The 19,227-nt window shown below is 60.1% G+C and carries 15 protein-coding genes; 11 read left to right on the top strand and 4 right to left on the bottom strand.

Translation table 11 applies throughout. The annotated features are described in order from the left end of the window. The first annotated feature begins 31 nt into the window (after positions 1-31). From QC816_RS11245 to QC816_RS11210, 8 genes are all read left to right on the top strand, one after another. Positions 32-2,011 (top strand): heme lyase CcmF/NrfE family subunit, encoded by a 1,980-nt coding sequence (locus tag QC816_RS11245; RefSeq protein ID WP_264824474.1) that lies wholly within the window; start codon positions 32-34, stop codon positions 2,009-2,011. After that, a complete protein-coding gene (locus tag QC816_RS11240) occupies positions 2,008-2,535 on the top strand; it encodes a DsbE family thiol:disulfide interchange protein (protein ID WP_309782250.1) in 528 nt (175 codons plus the stop codon). The genes QC816_RS11245 and QC816_RS11240 overlap by 4 nt, the downstream gene beginning before the upstream one ends. Further along, positions 2,526-2,993, top strand: a complete 468-nt coding sequence (locus QC816_RS11235) for a cytochrome c-type biogenesis protein (RefSeq protein ID WP_309782248.1) — start codon at positions 2,526-2,528, stop codon at positions 2,991-2,993. The genes QC816_RS11240 and QC816_RS11235 overlap by 10 nt, the downstream gene beginning before the upstream one ends. Next, a complete protein-coding gene (gene ccmI / locus QC816_RS11230; RefSeq protein ID WP_309782246.1) occupies positions 2,990-4,231 on the top strand; it encodes a c-type cytochrome biogenesis protein CcmI in 1,242 nt (413 codons plus the stop codon). Before QC816_RS11235 ends, ccmI begins: the two co-directional genes overlap by 4 nt. Positions 4,232-4,249: 18 nt before the next feature. Next, on the top strand, positions 4,250-7,741 hold the full coding sequence (gene smc / locus QC816_RS11225) for a chromosome segregation protein SMC (protein WP_309782245.1): 3,492 nt from the start codon (positions 4,250-4,252) through the stop codon (positions 7,739-7,741). Positions 7,742-8,214: 473 nt separating this feature from the next. Next, positions 8,215-9,852, top strand: a complete 1,638-nt coding sequence (zipA, locus tag QC816_RS11220; RefSeq protein ID WP_309782243.1) for a cell division protein ZipA — start codon at positions 8,215-8,217, stop codon at positions 9,850-9,852. 101 nt (positions 9,853-9,953) lie between these two features. Then, positions 9,954-11,987 (top strand): NAD-dependent DNA ligase LigA, encoded by a 2,034-nt coding sequence (gene ligA / locus QC816_RS11215; protein WP_309782239.1) that lies wholly within the window; start codon positions 9,954-9,956, stop codon positions 11,985-11,987. After that, positions 11,987-12,262 carry a YheU family protein gene (locus tag QC816_RS11210; RefSeq protein WP_066321347.1) on the top strand — a complete coding sequence of 92 codons (276 nt, stop codon included), beginning with the start codon at positions 11,987-11,989 and terminating at the stop codon, positions 12,260-12,262. The genes ligA and QC816_RS11210 overlap by 1 nt, the downstream gene beginning before the upstream one ends. Before the next feature lie 7 nt (positions 12,263-12,269). Here QC816_RS11210 and mnmC read toward each other — a convergent pair whose 3' ends face one another. Together mnmC and QC816_RS11200 are read right to left on the bottom strand one after the other, a co-directional pair. Continuing rightward, positions 12,270-14,276 (bottom strand): bifunctional tRNA (5-methylaminomethyl-2-thiouridine)(34)-methyltransferase MnmC2/FAD-dependent 5-carboxymethylaminomethyl-2-thiouridine(34) oxidoreductase MnmC1, encoded by a 2,007-nt coding sequence (gene mnmC / locus QC816_RS11205; RefSeq protein WP_309782236.1) that lies wholly within the window; start codon positions 14,274-14,276, stop codon positions 12,270-12,272. Positions 14,277-14,433: 157 nt separating this feature from the next. Further along, positions 14,434-14,733 carry a YciI family protein gene (locus tag QC816_RS11200; RefSeq protein WP_085918130.1) on the bottom strand — a complete coding sequence of 100 codons (300 nt, stop codon included), beginning with the start codon at positions 14,731-14,733 and terminating at the stop codon, positions 14,434-14,436. A gap of 132 nt (positions 14,734-14,865) precedes the next feature. Here QC816_RS11200 and QC816_RS11195 point away from each other — a divergent pair, with 132 nt between their 5' ends. Beyond that, positions 14,866-15,786, top strand: coding sequence for a PHP domain-containing protein (locus tag QC816_RS11195; RefSeq protein ID WP_085918129.1), 921 nt, complete (start codon positions 14,866-14,868; stop codon positions 15,784-15,786). 48 nt (positions 15,787-15,834) lie between these two features. Next, a complete protein-coding gene (locus QC816_RS11190; RefSeq protein ID WP_085918128.1) occupies positions 15,835-16,458 on the top strand; it encodes an L-threonylcarbamoyladenylate synthase in 624 nt (207 codons plus the stop codon). Between the two features lie 57 nt (positions 16,459-16,515). Here QC816_RS11190 and QC816_RS11185 read toward each other — a convergent pair whose 3' ends face one another. After that, the gene (locus QC816_RS11185) at positions 16,516-17,454 is read right to left on the bottom strand and encodes an ion transporter (protein ID WP_085918126.1); all 939 of its coding nucleotides are present in this window, start codon (positions 17,452-17,454) and stop codon (positions 16,516-16,518) included. Positions 17,455-17,482: 28 nt separating this feature from the next. Continuing rightward, positions 17,483-18,370 carry a CYTH domain-containing protein gene (locus QC816_RS11180; RefSeq protein ID WP_309782233.1) on the bottom strand — a complete coding sequence of 296 codons (888 nt, stop codon included), beginning with the start codon at positions 18,368-18,370 and terminating at the stop codon, positions 17,483-17,485. A 136-nt stretch (positions 18,371-18,506) separates the two neighbouring features. On the opposite strand from QC816_RS11180, the gene QC816_RS11175 reads away from it, so the two are divergent. Beyond that, positions 18,507-19,187: a TIGR00153 family protein gene (locus tag QC816_RS11175; protein WP_085918124.1), complete on the top strand. Its 681-nt coding sequence runs from the start codon at positions 18,507-18,509 to the stop codon at positions 19,185-19,187. Positions 19,188-19,227 lie beyond the last annotated feature (40 nt).

Below are 19,227 nucleotides of genomic sequence, written 5' to 3'. Positions count from 1 at the left end.
CCATCGATCGTCGTGTTCAGCAGGAGTCCCCATGCTGACCCGAATATTGCCCGAAATAGGTCATTTCGCCTTGATCGTTGCCCTACTGATGGCGGTTGTGCAGTCAGTACTGCCATTGGCCGGGGCCGCAACGCGGCGTCCCTTGTGGATGGCCTACGGGCAGCCCATGGCCACCGGCCAGTTCCTGTTTGTGCTGCTGGCCTACGTTTGCTTGACGGCCAGTTACGCGATGGACGACTTCAGCGTGGTGAATGTCGCCAATAACTCCAATTCGCTGTTGCCCTGGTATTACAAGCTCAGCGCCGTATGGGGCAACCATGAAGGCTCGGTGCTGCTGTGGAGCCTGATGCTGGCGGGCTGGGGATGCGTTGCCGGCTGGTGGTCGCGGCGCCTGCCCCGCGACATGCTTGCCCGTGTGCTCGGTGTCCTGGGGCTGATCAGCGCCGGTTTTCTGTTGTTTATCCTGTTGACCTCCAATCCCTTCGAGCGGCATCTGCCTGACATCCCCGCCGATGGCGCAGACCTTAACCCCTTGCTGCAGGATATCGGGCTGATCATTCACCCACCCATGCTGTATATGGGCTATGTCGGGTTTTCGGTGGTGTTCGCCTTTGCCATTGCCGCCTTGTTGGGAGGGCGGCTGGATGCCGCCTGGACCCGCTGGGCAAGGCCCTGGACCAACGCCGCCTGGGCGTTTCTGACGGTCGGGATTGCGCTGGGTAGCTGGTGGGCCTATTACGAACTGGGCTGGGGCGGCTGGTGGTTCTGGGACCCGGTGGAAAACGCCTCGCTGCTGCCATGGCTCACCGGTACGGCCCTGATTCACTCGCTGGCGGTCACCGAAAAACGCGGCTCCTTCAAGAGCTGGACGGTCTTGCTGGCGATTGCCACCTTTTCGCTTTCGCTGATGGGCACCTTCCTGGTCCGCTCCGGCGTGCTGACCTCGGTACACGCCTTTGCCAACGACCCATCAAGGGGACTGTTTATCCTGGTGCTGCTGGCTATCACCGTCACGCTTTCCCTGGTCGTGTTTGCGCTGCGAGCACCGCGCGTCAGCCATACGGTGGGTTTTAACTGGTTGTCCCGGGATGCCCTGCTGCTGATCAATAACGGGTTGCTGGTGACCGCGACGATGACGGTGCTGCTGGGCACCCTGTACCCGTTGATCCTGGATTCGCTGGGGCTGGGTAAGATCAGCGTGGGGCCGCCTTATTTCAATGCACTGTTTGTACCGCTGACCGTGATCGCCTGCCTGTTCATGGGCCTGGGGCCGATGGCGCACTGGAAATCGACGTCGCCTGGCAAACTGGTGCGCAGATTGTGGCTGGCCGGGTTGGTCGCGCTGGGTCTGGGGGCACTGGTGCCGCTGGTGTATCGCGGCGAATGGAACCTCTGGGTGACCTTGGGGTTGTCGACGGCGCTGTGGATAGGGCTGTCATTGAGCCGTGACCTGTTCGACAAAGTGCGTCATCGGCACTCGATATGGAAAGGGCTGCGCAGCCTGTCGTTAGCTTATTGGGGAATGGTGCTGGGCCATCTGGGGGTGGCGGTGACGATTGTCGGTGCCACGGTGGTCAGCCATTATGCGGTGGAGCGCAACGTGCGCATGTCGCCGGATACCAGCGTCGAGGTGGCAGGCTATCACTTTACCATGACCGAGCTTTTTGACCGGCGCGGTGCCAACTTTCTGGCCGATACCGCTGTTATTGAGGTACAGCGCGGTGACAGTCGCCGCCGTTTCGAGATGCAGCCAGAAAAGCGGCTGTATCTGGCGACGGGCATGCCCATGACCCAGGTGGCGCTTAGCCCGGGCCTCTTTCGTGATCTTTACGTGGCCATGGGCGAAGAGCTGGACGACGGCAGTTGGGCGATGCGTATCCAGTACAAACCCTTTGTGCGCTGGCTATGGCTCGGCGGTTTGCTGATGGCGCTGGGCGGTGTGCTGGCGGTGTTCGACAAGCGCTATCGTAAGACGCGCCCGGCAAGATTGGTCCAGGAGGGGCAGGCATGAAACGACGCTGGCTTTTGTTTCTGTTACCCGTTGCGTTTTTAGGTCTCGCGCTGTTTTTCTTTGAGCGCTTGTCCCAGGACCCCGCCGATCGTGACTCGGCGCTGATGGCCCGCGACTTCCCCGCCTTTGAGGCCACGACGCTGGAAGATGAGCAGCAGCGAGTCGATCAATCGTTGCTCCAAGGCCAACTGACACTGGTCAATGTGTGGGGAGAGTGGTGTGCCGCCTGTCGCCAGGAAATGCCCCAGTTGCTTGACCTGGCTGATCGGGGCATCCGACTGGTGGGGGTTAACTACCGGGATACCCGTGAGAATGGCCTGGCGTTTCTGGACGAGTTTGGTGATCCTTTTGCGGTAAACATTTTTGATCCTGAAGGTGAACTCGGCTTTGAGCTTGGCGTCATTGGCGCGCCGGAAACCTTTGTGGTCGATGCGCAAGGTGTCATTCGCTATCACCATAAAGGCTATGTATCTCCCGAGGATGTTCGCAACCGTCTTCTGCCGGAGGTGGAGAAATGGCGCTGATTCGCGGCTTAGGCCTGGTGCTGATGCTATGCGCGCTACCGGCGTGGTCGGCCGGTATCGAGCTGCGCGACTTTGACGACCCGGTAACGGAGCAGCGCTATCGCGACCTAACGGCTTCGATGCGCTGCCCACTGTGTGAAAACCAGGCAATCGATGATTCCGATGCGCCCATTTCGGCGGACATGCGGGAACGGGTGTATCAGTTGCTTGACGAGGGCAAATCGGATACGGAAATCATCCAGCACATGGTGCAGCGGTTTGGAGACTACATTCTCTATAACCCGCGTTTGGAACAGCGTACCTACTTGCTGTGGGGCTTGCCGGTCGGGCTGCTGGTAGTGGTGGGCGTTGTGGTGGCATGGATCGTCAGGTCTCGTCGCCACGCCTCGGCGAAGGCCCTTAGCCCTGACGAACAGGCGCGACTGGATGCCCTTATCGAGCGCAAGGAGTCGTCGTGACCCTGCTCTGGATCGCTCTTGCCTGCGTATTGCTGCCCGCGCTCTGGCTGTTGGTGTTGCCGTTGCGCACGGCGCGCCGGTGGCGCGACGAGCAAATGGCCTTTGAGCAGCATGAAAGCGCCGCTGAACAAAATGTCGCCATCTTTCGGCGGCGTCTCGCGGCGCTTGAAAACGCCCACGCCGACGGCAAAGTCGACGCAGCGCAATTGGCGGAAGAACGTCTTGAACTGGAACGCAGTCTGCTGGACGATACCGCCACCTTGCAGCGTCGGCCGCTCAAGCCTTATGTATCGGGGCGTTGGGTCGTGCCACTGGTGATGCTCGCGCTGGGGGCGGGCAGCGTGGTGTGGTACCAGCAGCAGGGCGCTGAAGACGATCTTGTGCTGTGGGCCATTGGCCAGGAGGTTCGCGAACATCCGGAGGGCTCGCGGGAAATGTATATCGAACGGCTTGAAGCCCAGACGTCCCGGCAGCCGACCAACCCCAACCTGTGGAGCACACTGTTCCCGCTTTATCGGGAAACCGGCCAAGCGGATAACGCCGTGACAGCGCTTGAGCGCTTGATCGCCCTCGAAGGGCGCTTGCCATCGCTGTTAGCCCAGCTCGCGCAGCTGCGCTTTTTCATGGCCGGGCGAGAACTCACCGACGAGGTGCAGGGGCTTGTGGACGAAGTGCTGGCGGAAGAACCCCGTCAGCCCACTGCCTTGGGTATACTCGGCATTCACGCCTTCGACGCTGGCGATTATGCGCAGGCAATTGACCGCTGGCGGCGCGCCGTGGCCAATGTTGAGAATCCCGATATCGCCGCGTCGCTGCGCGAGGGAATTCAGGCGGCGCAATCGCGCCTGGGAGAAGAAGGCCGTCAAGTTGCGCAGGCAGACGGCCCGGGGGTGCGGGTCAGCGTGTCGCTCGATCCCGATCTGGCAAGTCAGGTTGACGGTGATGATAAAGTCTTTATCGTTGCGCGCGATGTAGACGGCGAACAGCCGCCACTGGCGGTGGTTCAGGGCCTGGTGTCAGAACTGCCAATGACCGTCGTGCTGGACGACCGCGCGGCCATGACGGCTGACGCGCAGATATCGCAAGCGCGTGAGGTTCGTCTGATGGTGCGTGTTTCGCCAAGCGGCCAGGCTACTCCTCAGGCGGGGGATTTATGGGGCTCTGTCGACCGGGTCGACGTTGGCCCGATTAACGCACGAGAGACTACCAGGGTGACCATTGATCGTGTTTTTGAATAATCTCAACGTGAACTCTCCATGCGTTTAACGTCAATACGTCTCGTCGGTTTCAAATCCTTTGTCGACCCGGTCACGGTGCCTTTCGACGGAAATATGACGGCTGTCGTCGGGCCCAATGGTTGCGGTAAATCAAATATTATCGACGCCGTGCGCTGGGTGATGGGCGAGTCTTCCGCCAAGACGTTGCGCGGTGAGTCCATGGCCGACGTCATCTTCAACGGCTCGACGGGCCGTAAACCGGTGGGGCAGGCCTCCATTGAACTGAAGTTCGATAACCGGGATGGCGCCATGGGTGGGGTCTATGCCCAGTACGCTGAAATTGCGGTGAAGCGGCTGGTGACCCGCGACGGTCAGTCCAACTACTTTTTCAATGGCCAGAAATGCCGCCGCCGGGATATCGCCGACCTGTTCATGGGGACCGGGCTGGGCCCGCGTTCCTACGCCATTATTGGCCAGGGGATGATATCGCGGCTGATCGAAGCTCGTCCGGATGACCTGCGTGCCACCCTGGAAGAGGCGGCGGGGATCTCCAAATACAAAGAGCGCCGCCGGGAAACCGAAAACCGCATGCGGCGTACCCAGGAAAACCTGGAGCGCCTGGACGACATCCGCGAAGAACTGGATAAGCAGCTTGAACGCCTCAAGCGTCAGGCCGAGGCCGCCAAGCGTTACCAGGCATTAAAGCAGCAGGAATTCCAGCTAAAAGGCGAGCTTGCCGTGCTGCGCGGGCGTGCCCTGCGGGCGGAACAGGCCCAGCAGGAAAGCCGTGTGCGCGAGCTGGAAATCGCCGTCGAGAAAGACGTATTCGGCGTGCGCCAGTGCGAAACCCGCCTCGAACAGGCCCGTGAGCAACACGATGAGCTGGCCGAAGTCCTCGAGCGCCATCAGCAGCAGTTCTTTGAGACCACAACCCGCATCGCCCGTCTGGAGCAGGACCAGGCCCACCGGCGCAGCCGGGAAGCGCAACTGGCAAGCGACATCCAGACGGCGCGGCGAGACCTCGACGAGCAGCGCCAGGTCAGCGAAGGCGATCAGGAACGCCTGGCCGCCATTGAAGCGCGGTTGGACGAATTGCTGCCCGAGCACGAAGCACTCGACGAACAGCTGGAAACCCTGGAGCAGGCCCTGGCCGATGCCAGCCCCTCTCTGGAGGCCGCCGAGCAGCAGTGGGCGGATGCCGAAAGCCACTGGCGGGATGCCAGCCGCGAGGCCGAGCGCCGCCAGGATCAGTTGCGTGACCTTGAACAGCGCATTGCCCGCCTGCAGGCCGAACGCCAGCGCCGCCGTCAGCAGCGGGGCGAGCTTGCCGATGTCACCGAATTACGCAGCGAGCACGCTGAATGCCAGGCCCGCAAGGAAGAGGCCGAACAGCGCGCTGAGGCATTCCAAACCGAGCGCGACCAATGGCAGCAGCGCTACAGCGAAGCCAAGGCGGCTTACCAGCAGGCGACCCAGACCCGCGATCAACAGCGCGCCGAGTTGAGTCAGCGACAGGGCGAACTTGCCTCGCTGGAGGCGCTGATTGATGCCGCGCTTGCCGATCACGACCCGCACATCACCGAGGCGTTAGCCGCCCACGGGCTTGCCGAGGCGCCACGGTTGGGGGAGGCCATCAGTGTCGAACCCGGCTGGGAACGGGTGATTTCCTGGCTGCTGGCGCCCTGGCTCAATGCCCGTCTGGTTGCCGTTGATCAGTTGCAGGCCCTGCCCGACGCGCTGGCCACCGACTGGTGTTTGATTGACCGGGCGTCGCCTGCCTTGCACGGTGGACAACGCCTGGACGCGCTGGTGAGTGGGGCGGGCGCGCTGGGTGAATGGTTGGCAAGTATTCACTATGCCGAGAGCAGCGCCGAGGCGGATGCGCTATTAGCCACACTTGCCCCGGGTGAAAGCGTGGTCACGCGGGAGGGAGTGTGGCGCGGGCGTGGCTGGTTGCACCAGCAGGCCAACGGCGACGGCGTGGACGCGCTGTTGGTCACCCGGCGTCGCTATGATGAGCTGGCGGCCCGCCGGGAGCAGGATGAAGAGGCGCTGGCGCTTGCTGAAGCCCAGTGCGAGGCGGCCAGTGAAACCATCGAGACGCTGGAGCACACCCGCGATCAACAGGCGGAGGAAGAGCGTGCCCACGCCGCCACGCTCCAGCAGCTGGCGGTCACCGAGCAGCGCCTTTCTCAGCGTCTGGAACATCTGGAAAGCCGAGCCACAGAACTTGACGAAGAATTGAGTCAACTGCAGGAAGATGAAGCAGAGTTAGCGCTTACTCTCGATGAGCAGCGTGCCCGCTGGCATGAGGCCATGGAACAGCTGGAAATGGCGGCCCAGGCCCGCGACGAAAGCGCCGAGCAGCGGGATCACCAGCGCGAACAACGCGAACGGTTGAATCAGCAGCATGCACCGCTGAAAGCCCGCCAACAGGCGCTGGCGCTTGAACGGGAACGTCTCAACACCGAGGTTAATAGCCTGCGTTCCCAGCAGTCGCGTAGCCATGAAAGCGAAGAGCGCCTGGCGCTGCGCATTGAAGAGTTGGAAGCATCACGGGAGACCCTGCTTGAACCTGACGAGCTTGCCGCCGAGGAGCTTGAAGAGCTGCTTCACCAGCGCGAACAGCAGGAGCAGCGTTTAAACGACACCCGCCAGCAAACCCAGACGCTGGCAGAGCAGTTGCGTAACGACGAACTGACCCGTCAGCAGCATGAACGTAATCTGGAACAAAGCCGCGAGCAGTTGCAGCAGCGGCGAATGGACGTTCAGGCGCTGGCGCTAAAAGCTGCTACTCAGGATGAGCAGCTCACTGAGCTTGGCCACGATGGCGATGCATTGGCAGAACAGCTTGCCGACGACGCCACTGAAACCGCCTGGCAGGAACATCTGGAAAGCACCACCGACAAAATTCGTCGCCTGGGGGCCATTAACCTGGCGGCGATTGAAGAATATGATCAACAGGCCGAACGGCGTGACTATCTGGAAGCCCAGCACGCTGAGCTAAGCGAAGCGCTGGAAACCCTGGAACGCGCCATTAAACGTATTGATCAAGAAACCCGCATTCGTTTTAGAGATACGTTTGATCGGGTCAATACCGGATTGCAAACCTTGTTTCCGAGAGTGTTTGGCGGCGGCACTGCCTGGTTAACGCTCACCGGTGATGACTTATTGGAAACCGGTGTGGCGATCATGGCGCGTCCACCGGGTAAAAAGAACAGCACGATTCATCTCTTATCCGGGGGGGAAAAAGCACTGACGGCACTTTCCCTCGTGTTCGCTATATTCCAGTTAAACCCGGCGCCTTTTTGTATGCTGGATGAAGTCGATGCCCCCTTGGATGATGCTAACGTTGGTCGCTATGCCAAGTTGGTAAAAGAGATGTCGGAAAACGTTCAGTTCATCTATATCACCCACAACAAAATTGCCATGGAGGCTGCCGAGCGATTAATGGGGGTCACCATGCAGGAGCCGGGGGTCTCACGGATGGTCTCGGTAGGGATTGAAGAAGCAACAGCGTTGGTGGATTAATGCTCGCAAGTGTTAACGTTATTAACTACCCTAACGGTTAATGATCCACGCCCCAGCGTTAAAAAAGGTGACTTGAGGCGCTAAACTTATCTATATTATAGGGCGATGAGTGATTTTGGCCTTCAGTAGTGTTAGAAAATGTGGTAACCGCATCCAGCTTCCGGTACTCAGCAGGGTGATGTTTAAAGGACTGGGCATGCATTACTAACACGGGCTTCAATCGCAAACGATGTTGCTGTCGCGTAAGGTAGTTAATTAATAGACAGGCATTGGGGCACTTATCGCCGACGGTATAGTCGAATTTTTGCCTTAAATAACGTTAAAAACTGTGCGATAACGTGAAAATTAGCAAAAAGTGGCCCTTTTCGTAGTAATCGCGCTATGCTTGGGGTAAGTATAGGTTTAACAGTAGTGATCTAATTTTCAGGCATCGCGCCTTAGCAACCGTCAAAATGACCCATGGAATGTTCAACATGGAATTAAGAGAGTGGCTAATCATTTTAGGGCTGGCGTTGGTTTCCCTCATCGTGATTGATGGGGTGAGACGACTTCAGCGCCAGCGCCGTGTTCCTCGCCTTGACCAGTCTGTCGGCGAGACACCGGCAAGTCGATCCACCGAGTTCGATGACGCGGCTAAAGAAGCTGAGGTCAACTGGGAGCTTCCCAACGGCGGAGCCCGTGTCGTAAAGCCTGCTGATTATAGCGGTTTCAATCAAAAGCCCAAGTTGGAACGTCAAGAACACCCGGGACCCTCAAAAATACTTTCCCAGTTTAAGCGCGGTAGCTCCAAGACAAGTTCATCTGTCTCCTCGAGGGTAAAAGAGAGCTGGAAAGAGAGCCGGGATGAGCAACCAGCCACCACGCGCACAGCCGAAGCATCGACAACGACGCGTGCCCAGCGCCCCGAGGTGAAAATGCCTGAGCCAACGCCAGCGCCAGAAGAAGGCCATCGCGATCCTGCGTTGTCCTCCTCAGACGGCGCCAGCCCTGCGCCAGATGAAAACGCCACCGCTGCCAGCCGCGAGCCTCGTTTAAGTGCCATGGAGGAAAACGAGGTTGAACGTTCGGCGGCCACGCAAGACGTCCATGACGACAGGCCGGTACTGAGGGCTGAGCCGGAGGACGCCGCGTTCGCCAAACACGCCTCCTCTGATGGATCGACGAAACGTCGTCATCTGCGCAACGATATTGCCGGTGAATACCCGGATGAAGACGAAGAAGAAGATACCTATCGTCTGGTCGACTTTGAGGAAATTGGTCGTTCACTGAAACAGAAAATGATCGACCATCGCAAAGCCCGGGCAAAGAAAAAAGCCGAGAAGGCGCGTCGCGCCGACGCATTAGCCAAGCAGAAAGCAGAGCGTAAGGCGCTTGAAGCAGAGCAGCGCCGGGCAGCCGAGGAAGCCGCCGAGGCAGAGAAAGCCCGCATCGCTCAGGAACAGGCGAAAGAACGTGAGTTGGCTGCCCAGGCCGCTGAAGAAGAACGTCTCGCCCAGGCGTCCGAGATGGCCCAGTATGCCGCCGAGGAAGAAACTTACGACTCGCTGGAGCCACAAGCGACCCGGCACGAGCCTGATGAAGGGGTAGTACGGACTCACCCTGCACTGGAAAAAGCATTGCGTCACGATGTCTGCGGTGAACACGCCAAGGAAACCTTGACCAATGCAGAAGAAATGATCGTCATCAGCGTGCTGTCACGCGATCCGGAAGGCTTTGACGGTGGCAAGCTGCTGGAATTGATGATGGCCTGTGGCCTCCGCTATAGCAGCGCCATGGGGGTTTTCCACCGCTTCGAAACCGAAAGTGCCGACAGCGAACTGCAATTCTCCATGGTCAATGTCGTCAAGCCCGGCACCTTCCCCATTGAAGAGATGGATGAGTTTGTGACCCCCGGCATTACCTTGCTGATGCCGCTACCCGGCGCCCACGACAGCTCGGCAGCGTTCGAGGCCATGGTCGAAACCGCCATGGTAGTTGTGCGGCATATGGGTGGCGAGCTGAAAGACGAGAACCATAGCGTGATGACGGCACAAACCATCGAGTTTGCGCGCCAACGCGTACACGAGTTTGAACGCCGACATCGCCTGCACCGCCATATGCAGGCGCACTAACAGCGCGCTTGTCATCCAGCACCCGTCCTCTTGCAGAGGGCGGGTGTTTTTTATTTTATAATACCGTTAATTCGTACCACCGCTATCGAGAACCCGCTTCAATGAGTCAGCCTTCCCCCGATGTGCGGCAAGAAGTCAGCCAGCTTCGCGCCGAGCTGGACGACGCCAACTACCGCTACTACGTGTTGGATGAGCCCACGCTATCCGACGCGGACTACGACCGTAAGTTTCAGCGTTTAAAAGCCATTGAAGACGATAACCCTGAACTTGTCTCGCCGGATTCCCCTACCCAGCGGGTGGGCGCGGCGCCTGCCGATGGCTTCCCCGAAGTGGCCCACGCCATTCCCATGCTGTCGTTGGATAACGCCTTTAGCCGTGAGGATATCCACGCGTTTGCCGAGCGCGTTGCCGAACGCCTGGAGAGCGAGACGGATGATATCGAGTTTAGCTGCGAGCCCAAGCTGGATGGTGCGGCGGTGTCGCTGGTTTACGAGCAGGGTGTGCTGGTCAGTGGGGCGACGCGGGGCGATGGTCGCACCGGCGAGGGAATTACCTCCAACCTGCGCACGCTACGCTCGGTGCCCTTGAAGCTGATGGGGAAAAACGTCCCCGAGCTTCTGGAAGTTCGCGGCGAAGTGATCATGCGCCATGCGGGGTTTGAAGCGCTCAACGAACGCGCCCGGGAAGAGGGCAGCAAGGTGTTTGCCAACCCGCGTAACGCAGCGGCGGGTAGCCTGCGTCAGTTGGACCCGCGCATCACCGCTAAACGGCCGCTGGAGTTTCATGCCTACCAGGCGGCTCGCCTTGAGCCCGACCTGGGCGATACCAGCCACAGCGCCTTGATGGCGCGGTTATCAACACTCGGTTTTCGTACCAGCGCCGAGCTGACCACCATGAAGGGCCCCAAAGCCGTCGCCGATTACTGCGAACAGCTCGGCGAGAAGCGCGACCAGTTGGGCTACGATATCGATGGCGTGGTCATCAAGGTGAACGATCTGCGCCACCAGCGGGAGCTTGGCTTTGTCGCCCGGGCGCCGCGCTGGGCCGTGGCCTTCAAGTTCCCCGCCCAGGAAGAAGTCACCACGCTCAACGAGGTGGAATTTCAGGTGGGGCGTACCGGCGCCATTACCCCGGTGGCACGGCTTGAACCGGTGACCGTGGCAGGCGTGACGGTTTCCAATGCCACGTTGCACAATGCCGATGAAATTACCCGCTTGGGCGTCATGATTGGCGATACCGTCGCGATTCGTCGTGCCGGTGATGTGATTCCACAGGTAGTCCGGGTGGATACCGACAAGCGCCCCGCGGATGCCCGGCCCATTATCTTTCCCGAGCGTTGCCCGGTGTGCGACTCAGAGATCGAGCGTTTAGCCGATGAGGCCGTTGCCCGCTGCTCCGGGGGGCTTTACTGCGCCGCCCAGCGTAAAGAAGCGCTGAAACATTTCGCCAGCCGCAAGGCGCTGGATATCGACGGTCTGGGCGAAAAGCTGATCGAGCAGCTCGTTGATCTGGACTGGGTGAAAACCCCGGCAGACTTGTTTCATCTGACCGTTGAGCAACTGCAAGGCCTGCCACGCATGGGGGAAAAGTCATCCCGCAATCTGGTCAACGCCCTGGATAACGCCAAGTCGACAACCTTGGCGCGGTTTATCTACGCATTGGGCATACGCGAAGTGGGCGAAGCCACGGCGTCCAACCTGGCGAATCACTTCGGCACCCTCCAGGCATTGCAGGACGCCGACCAGGCAGGGCTGGAAGCGGTGAACGATGTCGGGCCGGTGGTCGCGGCTCACCTGTACACCTTTTTCCGCCAGCCGCATAACCTGGAAACACTGCAGGCGCTGATAGACGCAGGCGTAACCTGGCAAGAAGCAGAGGTTACCCAGGGCCCCACGCCCCTTGACGGCCAGACCTGGGTGCTCACCGGCACCCTTGAGTCGATGACCCGGGATGAAGGTAAGGCGCGCCTGCAGGCGCTGGGTGCCAAGGTGGCAGGCAGCGTCTCCAAGAAAACTGCCTGCCTGGTGGCGGGCGAAGCTGCGGGCAGCAAACTCACCAAGGCCGAGCAGATGGGTGTCGACGTCATCGATGAAGCGAACTTTATAGACCGATTGGCAGAGTGGGAGCAGAGCTAATGAGCCGATTTATTGAAGTACCCGCCAGAATGCTGCCGCAGGAAACCCTGGATGCCCTGCTCGAGGCGTTTGTGACTCGTCAGGGCTACGACACGACCGATACCACGGGCGAGGGCATGCATGGCTGGGTTGCGCAGCTTAAAAAGCAGCTTGAGCGCAATGAGCTGATCATTGCCCACGACCTTGAGCTAGAGATGACCGAGGTGATGACTCTCGCCCAGTGGCGGTCATTTGGCCGGGATATCGCCGACGACGAAGAAGAAGGCGATATCTAGCGGCGGCTCAGGCCCTCTCACTCCGAATAATCGCGCTGATAAGCCGCCGTCCCGGGTGGAGGTGGTCGACCAGCGGCAACTCCAACGGCTGCGGGTCGTCGCTGATACGCGAGGCAATGACCTCGGCGCACAGCGGCGCGCTGGCAAGCCCACGGGAACCGTGGGCGGTGGATATCCACAGCCCCGGGTAATGCTCCCCCCGTGTATCAGGCACTTTCGAGGCGTCCTTGCCTAATGCTTGATACGCCGCCTGCCAGGATTCAGCTATCGGCACCGGCCCTGCATAGGGGCTTTTGTCCGGGCTTGCCGCACGCACGGCGGCCCGGCCCTGGAGTGTTTCGGGGCTGAGTTCAACGCCTGATGCCTCTAGAGCCGCCACCCAGTCGGGCAATGCCTGTCGCAGCTCGTCAATATTGCGCTGGTGGTCGTCATGGGTGACGTGGCGGGTGTCATTATTGGGTACAAAGCTGGCGCCAAAGGTCAGCACGCCATCCACAGGCGGTGAAACATAGCCGCCAGCGCAAACTACCCGCTGAGGCGCTTTCACGTCTTCGGGCAGCGTCACTTCGCTGACCTGGCCGCGCACCTGCTGGAGCGGCAGTTGTGTGGTTTGCGCAAAGTGGTTGGCAAACTGGGCGTTGGCGATCACGACCTGGTCGGCGCTGACGGTATCGCCGTTGGCCAGGTCGAGCTGCCAATGCTGCCCGCCCCGCTGCAGTTGTGTCACATCCCCCTGAATAATACTGATAAGCGGATGGGCGAGCAGCTGCTCGCACAGCGCTTTGGGGTGTACCCAGCCTGCCTGGGGATAAAACAGCGCCTGCCGGGCACTGATCGGCACCCCGGCAAGCTCGCTTAGTTTTTCCGTATGGGCCGACACCACCGCTTCAGGCAGCGCATGGTACGCCATGAAGCGCTGCTGGCGGCGGGCTTCCTTATCGCTTAACGCCAGCTGTACCACGCCGCTTGGCTGCCATACAGGCGTGTCCGTGGCTAACTGCCCAAGCCAGCGCTGGGAATACATCAAGCCGGCCAAATAAAACCGGCTTTGATGGTTCGTCTCGGCGGCCAGTTTGACGTATAGCGCCCCCTGGCGATTGCCCGAGCCGCCCGCACCGGGTGCCTCGCGCTCTACCACGCTGACCTTGATCCCGCGCCTGGCAAGGGCGGCGGCGACACTGGCCCCGGCGATGCCCGCGCCAATCACCGCCACATGTTGGTTATCCAGGCCTGCAGGCGGCGTAAACCATGGCGTGGCGCGGCGGCGCGTATCGCTGGGTGGCACGGCGATCGCGCCTGCCAGCATTTCCCGCTTGCGTCCAAAGCCCGGCACTTTTTGCCATCCAAACCCGGCGGCTTTCAGCCCGCGTTTGACGATACCGGCGCAGGTGAAGGTGGCGAATGTCGCCCCGGGGCGTGAGCGCGCCGCCATGGCCTCAAATAGCTCAGGTTGCCACATCTCAGGGTTCTTGGAAGGTGCAAAGCCATCCAGAAACCAGGCGTCGACCTGGCCATCCAACTGCGACAGGCGCTCGGTGGTGTCACCAAAATGCAGATCCAGCGTCACGCGTTCGCTCAGGTGCAAACGGTGGATGCCGCTGACCGCGTCGGGCCACTGGTCGCAAAGCACCTGTGCATAAGTGGCAAGCGACGGCCATGCGCTCAACGCGCGGATAAGCGAGGCGCGATCCAGGGGAAACTTCTCTGTGGATAACAGGTGAAGCCGGGCGTGGGCCGGTGCATGCGCGGCAAAGCAGGCCCAGGCACACAGCATATTCAGCCCGGTGCCAAAGCCGGTCTCGCCGATCACAAAGGCACGCCGCTGCTGCCACTCGGTAAAGCGAGCAGGCAGGTGGTTGGCGTTGATAAACACGTGCTCGGTTTCAGCGCGGCCGTTATCACGGGAAAAATAAACGTCGTCGAAGGCGTCCGAGTGCGGCGCCGCGTCGTTCCAGGTGAGCGACGGCGACGTCAGCGCCGCCAGAGGCGGCAAAGGGTAAGGGTGTTGCGTCACGCAGTCATCCGTGTTGCAGAAAGATGGTTAAAAAATGACCAATTTGTGAATAGGGGCGTTATTCCTGGCTTAGGGAAATGCGTCCGCCGTGTTTTCACAGAGTTTTCCACAGCCTCTGTGAAAAAGCCGACGGACCCTCCATATTCACTCGCCAGGGTCAAGGTAAAACTTTCTTGAACGGTTTGACGGTCACCTGGGAATAAACACCGGCAATGACGTAGGGGTCGGCATCGGCCCAGCTTTTGGCGTCTTCCAGGCTGCCGAACTCGGCAATCACCAGGCTGCCACTGAAGCCCGCTTCGCCAGGGTCATTGGCATCAATGGCCGGGTGGGGGCCTGCGAGCACCAGGCGCCCTTCGTCGCGCAAGGCTTCCAGCCGCGCTAAATGGTCAGGCCGGGCGGCCAGGCGGCGTTCCAGACTGTTAGCCGTATCTTCACTGATGATGGCATATAGCATGTGCATAACTCCTTGAATGAAAGAAGGAACAAAAAGGTAGGTAACCACGGCTTCAATTGACCGGACCGGTATAAGCGAGCACCATATCGCATCAACCTAAGCCTTATTCTGACAAACTCGCCACACGGCGTCATGCCTATGCTCCGACTTCCTGCCACGTTTGAGACCGACCAGCGTTACCCCGTTGATTTGCATATGCATTCGACGGCATCCGACGGTGCCTTGACGCCGACGCAACTCGTCACGCTGTGCGCCGAACGTGGGCTTACCCACATGGCGTTGACCGACCACGATACCATGGATGGCGTGGTGGAGGCGGGCCAGGCGGCGGCATCCACAGGTATGTGCCTGCTGCCCGGCTGTGAGTTATCCACTCGCTGGCAGGGTATCAATATTCACATGGTGGCGCTGATGCCGGGCGGCCTCCAGGGCCCGCTGGTGGAAGGGTTGATCCATCAGCGTGAGGCGCGTATCAAACGCGCCGAGGTGATTGCCGAGCGGCTTGAAAAAGCCGGTCTGACTGACGCCCTGGCCAAGGCCCGCGAGCAGGCCGGTAGCGACCGGCCACTAGGCCGCCCCGACTTTGCCCGGGCCCTGGTGGCCGACGGCATGGTGGCCGATTGGGCCAGCGCCTTTAAGCGCTTTTTGGGCAGCGGCAAGAAAGGCGATGTAAAGGCCCACTGGCCGGAAATCAGCGACGCGGTGGGCTGGGTTGTCGCCTCAGGCGGCGTGGCGGTGCTGGCTCATCCGCTGCGACACGGCCTGACCCGGCGCAAGCGTGGCCTGTTGATGGATACCTTTCAGGCAGCCGGCGGCCAGGCGGTGGAACTGGTCAGCGGCCAGCAAAATCCGGACAGCACCCGGGATCTGGCGCGCCAACTGGTCGAACGCGAGTTATACGCCTCGATGGGCAGTGACTTTCACTTTCCCGGCAGCCACGCCGCCCCTGGCAGCATGAGCATGATACCGCGAACCGCAGCGCCGCCTATCTGGCAGCATCCGCGTTTACGCCACCTGCAGGACGCGCCGGCTGGGCCTCTCGCCGCTGCATAAGCTAAGGTAGGCGGTAGGACCACTAATATCCACAGGCAGGAGTACGCCATGAGCCAATACTTTCAGATTCATCCCGAGAATCCGCAAAAACGCCTGATCGACCAAGCCATCGAGATTATCCGCAAAGGCGGCGTGGTGGCGTACCCCACCGATTCCGGCTACGCGCTGGGTTGCCACCTGGGCGAGAAAAAAGCCATCGAGAAAATCAAATGGCTGCGCTCGCTGGACGACAAGCACAACTTCACCCTGGTGTGCTCGGACCTGTCGCAGATCGGCACCTACGCCAAGGTCGATAACGACGTGTTCCGGCTGCTCAAGGCGCATACGCCTGGCCCCTACACCTTCATTCTAGACGCCAGTACCGAAGTGCCGCGCCTGCTGCTGCACCCCAAACGGCGTTCTATCGGTGTTCGCGTGCCCGACCACCGCATCACCCACGCGCTCCTGGATGCACTGGGCGAGCCGCTGATGAGCGTCACCCTGATTCCCGTCGGCGAGGACCTGCCAATGAGCGACGCCGAGGATATCCGCGAGCGCTTTGGGGCACACCTGGACCTGATCATTGACGGCGGCGCCTGCCACCTGGACCCCACCAGCGTCATCGATCTGCGCGAACTGCCGCCCAAGATCGTCCGCGAAGGCCGCGGGGATGTCACGCCCTTTACCGTTTAAGTGGTTGATCTGTTAAGCGCTTGAATGCTTAACGTCCTCATCGTCTAACGGCGCGCCTCAGGTGTCACTATCCTGGGGCGCGTTTTTATCTGTGTCGTCGCCGTTGTCGTCTTTCTTCTTTTCTTCTTTCTTTTCTTCCTCTTTCTTGCGCGGGTCTTCACTGTGTTCATCCAGCCAGGTGCCGCAGCGCAGGCAATAGTAGGCGCGTTTTTCGTGGCGCTCGTGGCCGCAACCTGGGCAGGCTTCTTCAGAGTAGCGATCCTCGCGGATCGAGCGGATCACCTGGGCGGAGAACACCCCGGTGGGCACGGCGATGATCGAGTAACCGAGCAGCATCAGCACCACGGTGATGGATTTGCCTAACGGCGTTGCCGGCACGATGTCGCCGTAGCCTACCGTGGTCATGCTGACGATCGCCCAGTAGATCGACATGGGAATACTGGTAAAGCCGGCTTCTGGCGATTCGATCACATACATTAGCGCCGCAAACAGCGTGACCACCATGAAAATGCTGAAGAAGAACAGCAGGATCTGGCGCAGGCTGCGCTTTAACGCATCGATCAGCAGCCGCGCTTCACCGACAAACTCCATCAACCGCAGAATGCGGAAGATCCGCAATACCCGCAGGATTCGCACAATCACCAGACCGTGGGCGCCGGGTATCAGCAATACCAGCCAGGTGGGCAGGATGGCGATCAGATCGACAATACCGTAAAAGCTTTTCAGGTAGAGCGTGGGGCGCTCAAGGCAGTAAAGGCGCAGCACCAGCTCGATGCTGAACAGGATGGTGAATATCCACTCCAGGACATAAAAAAGCATGCCGTAGCGCTCGGCATAGGCTTCAACGCTATCCAGTAATATGACCCCGACGCTGAGCAGGATCGCCAGAATCAAGCCAATGTCAAAGGCTTTGGCACCCGGCGTATCGGACTCGAAAATGATGTGGAAAAGCTGCGCGCGAAGTCCCTCTGCGCCAGGTTTTAATGAAAGATTCATCAGGCCGTCCTGAAAAAGGCTGTGAGCGCTAGCGTAGCGCGGTTTGATGCGCCATGCGATGGGCAAGGGCCAGTGCGGCCTTGGCATACGTCACGCTTGGCTGGCCGGTGCTTCCCAGCGCATCGCGCATGGCGCTTGCGTCATCACGGGCCTGGTCGGTGAGCGCCGGATCGGCGGCCAGCATGGCAAGTGCCTTCTGAGCCGCCGCCAGGTGCTCGGCGCGGTGGCTGTCATGGTAGGCATCAAGCGCCAGCGTTGCCCGGTGCATCCATTGCGCAGGGGAGTCAGCGTCGGGAAGCGGCCATTGCTGGGCGGCGAGGGCGTTGCCACGGGCGGCCTTGCTGGTGTCTGAAGGACGCAGGGGAACGCGTTCGGCGATCGCCTGGGCCAGCGACCAGAGTGCCTCGGGCGCGCCGTGTTTAAGCTCGAGTTCCGCTTCGCAGATGATCGCCTGATGCCCACCGCTGTGAATCCTGCCTTCATCCAGTGCCAGTTCGATATGGCTGTCCTGCCACATCACCTGCCAGCTCCACCGTTCAAAATCGGTGCTCAGCTGAGGCTGCAGCGTTGGAATTGCCTCGCCCAGGGCGCCCTGAAACGGCGGGAGCCCGGCAAGCCCTTGGGTATCCAGGTGGCGTGTTGTCAGCGGCCATTCCCACTCATGGCGTTGCGAAAACCCGCCGCCGCCGTGGCCGGCGGTCTTGACGGTCTGCAGCACCTGGTCGTCCACCTGACGCAGACGCACCGCGATGCGCGCCTGGGCAAGTGCTCCCCCGGGGGTGTCGTAATAGGTGTTGGTCAGGGTTTGCCGACTGGGTGTCAGGGTCTGCAACAGGGGGTACTGGCGCAGGGCCACCGGCCCCTCGGGGGACAGGGCAAGCTTCAGTTCAATCTCGGTTGGCTCTGAGGGTTTCATGACAATTGCCACCTCTATACTATGACATTTAGGTTAAATTTTAATGACATTATGAACTTTTCATGACGGCGGCAGACGCACTCTCTATACTATTGCCGCCATTTCCCGGCTTCCCGAAAAAAGGCGTAAAGGCTTTATGGTTACTTCCAACCCTTTTTCCTCGATGTTTGGCCGCTCGCCATTCCAGCCGCTGCTCGCTCACATCGTCAAGGCAAACGAATGTGCCGATCAACTCCTGCCCTTCTTCGAAGCGACGCTTGCAGGCGATTGGGAGAGCGCTGCGCAACTACGCGAAAACGTCACCCGTTTAGAACACGATGCCGACGTACTCAAGACCGAGTTACGTCTGAACCTGCCTAACACCATGTTCTTGCCTGTTTCGCGCTCCGATCTGCTCGACCTGATCAGCGTACAGGACAAGATTGCCAATAAAGCACGCGACATTACCGGCATTATGCTGGGCCGTAAAATGACCGTGCCTGACGAGTTGGCTGACCCCATGCGTGACTATATCCGCACCAGCGTGGCCTGTGTGGCGCAAGCCCGCCAGGCGCTGGAAGAACTCAAGGACCTGTTGGAGTCAGGCTTTGGGCGCAACGTATCGGATGTCATGCACAACATGATCCGCGAACTGCATACCCTTGAGCACCAGGCCGATGGTCAGCAAGTCGCGATCCGCCGTCAGTTGTTCAGTCTGGAAAGCGAGCTACCGCCGGTCGATGTGGTCTTCCTCTACCAGATCATTGATTGGGTAGGCGAACTTTCCGACCGCGCCGAACGGGTCGGTAGCCGCCTGCAGATCATGACCGCCAACTAATTTGTGATCCAAACCTAATACCTGATCCCAACCAAGGGAA

Origin of the sequence: Vreelandella janggokensis (genome assembly GCF_031451615.1) — a bacterium.
In the GTDB taxonomy this organism is placed as follows: Bacteria; Pseudomonadota; Gammaproteobacteria; order Pseudomonadales; family Halomonadaceae; genus Vreelandella; species Vreelandella janggokensis.
The sequence above is the reverse complement of the archived record's forward strand: the minus strand, read 5'-3'. Positions and strand labels throughout refer to the sequence as shown.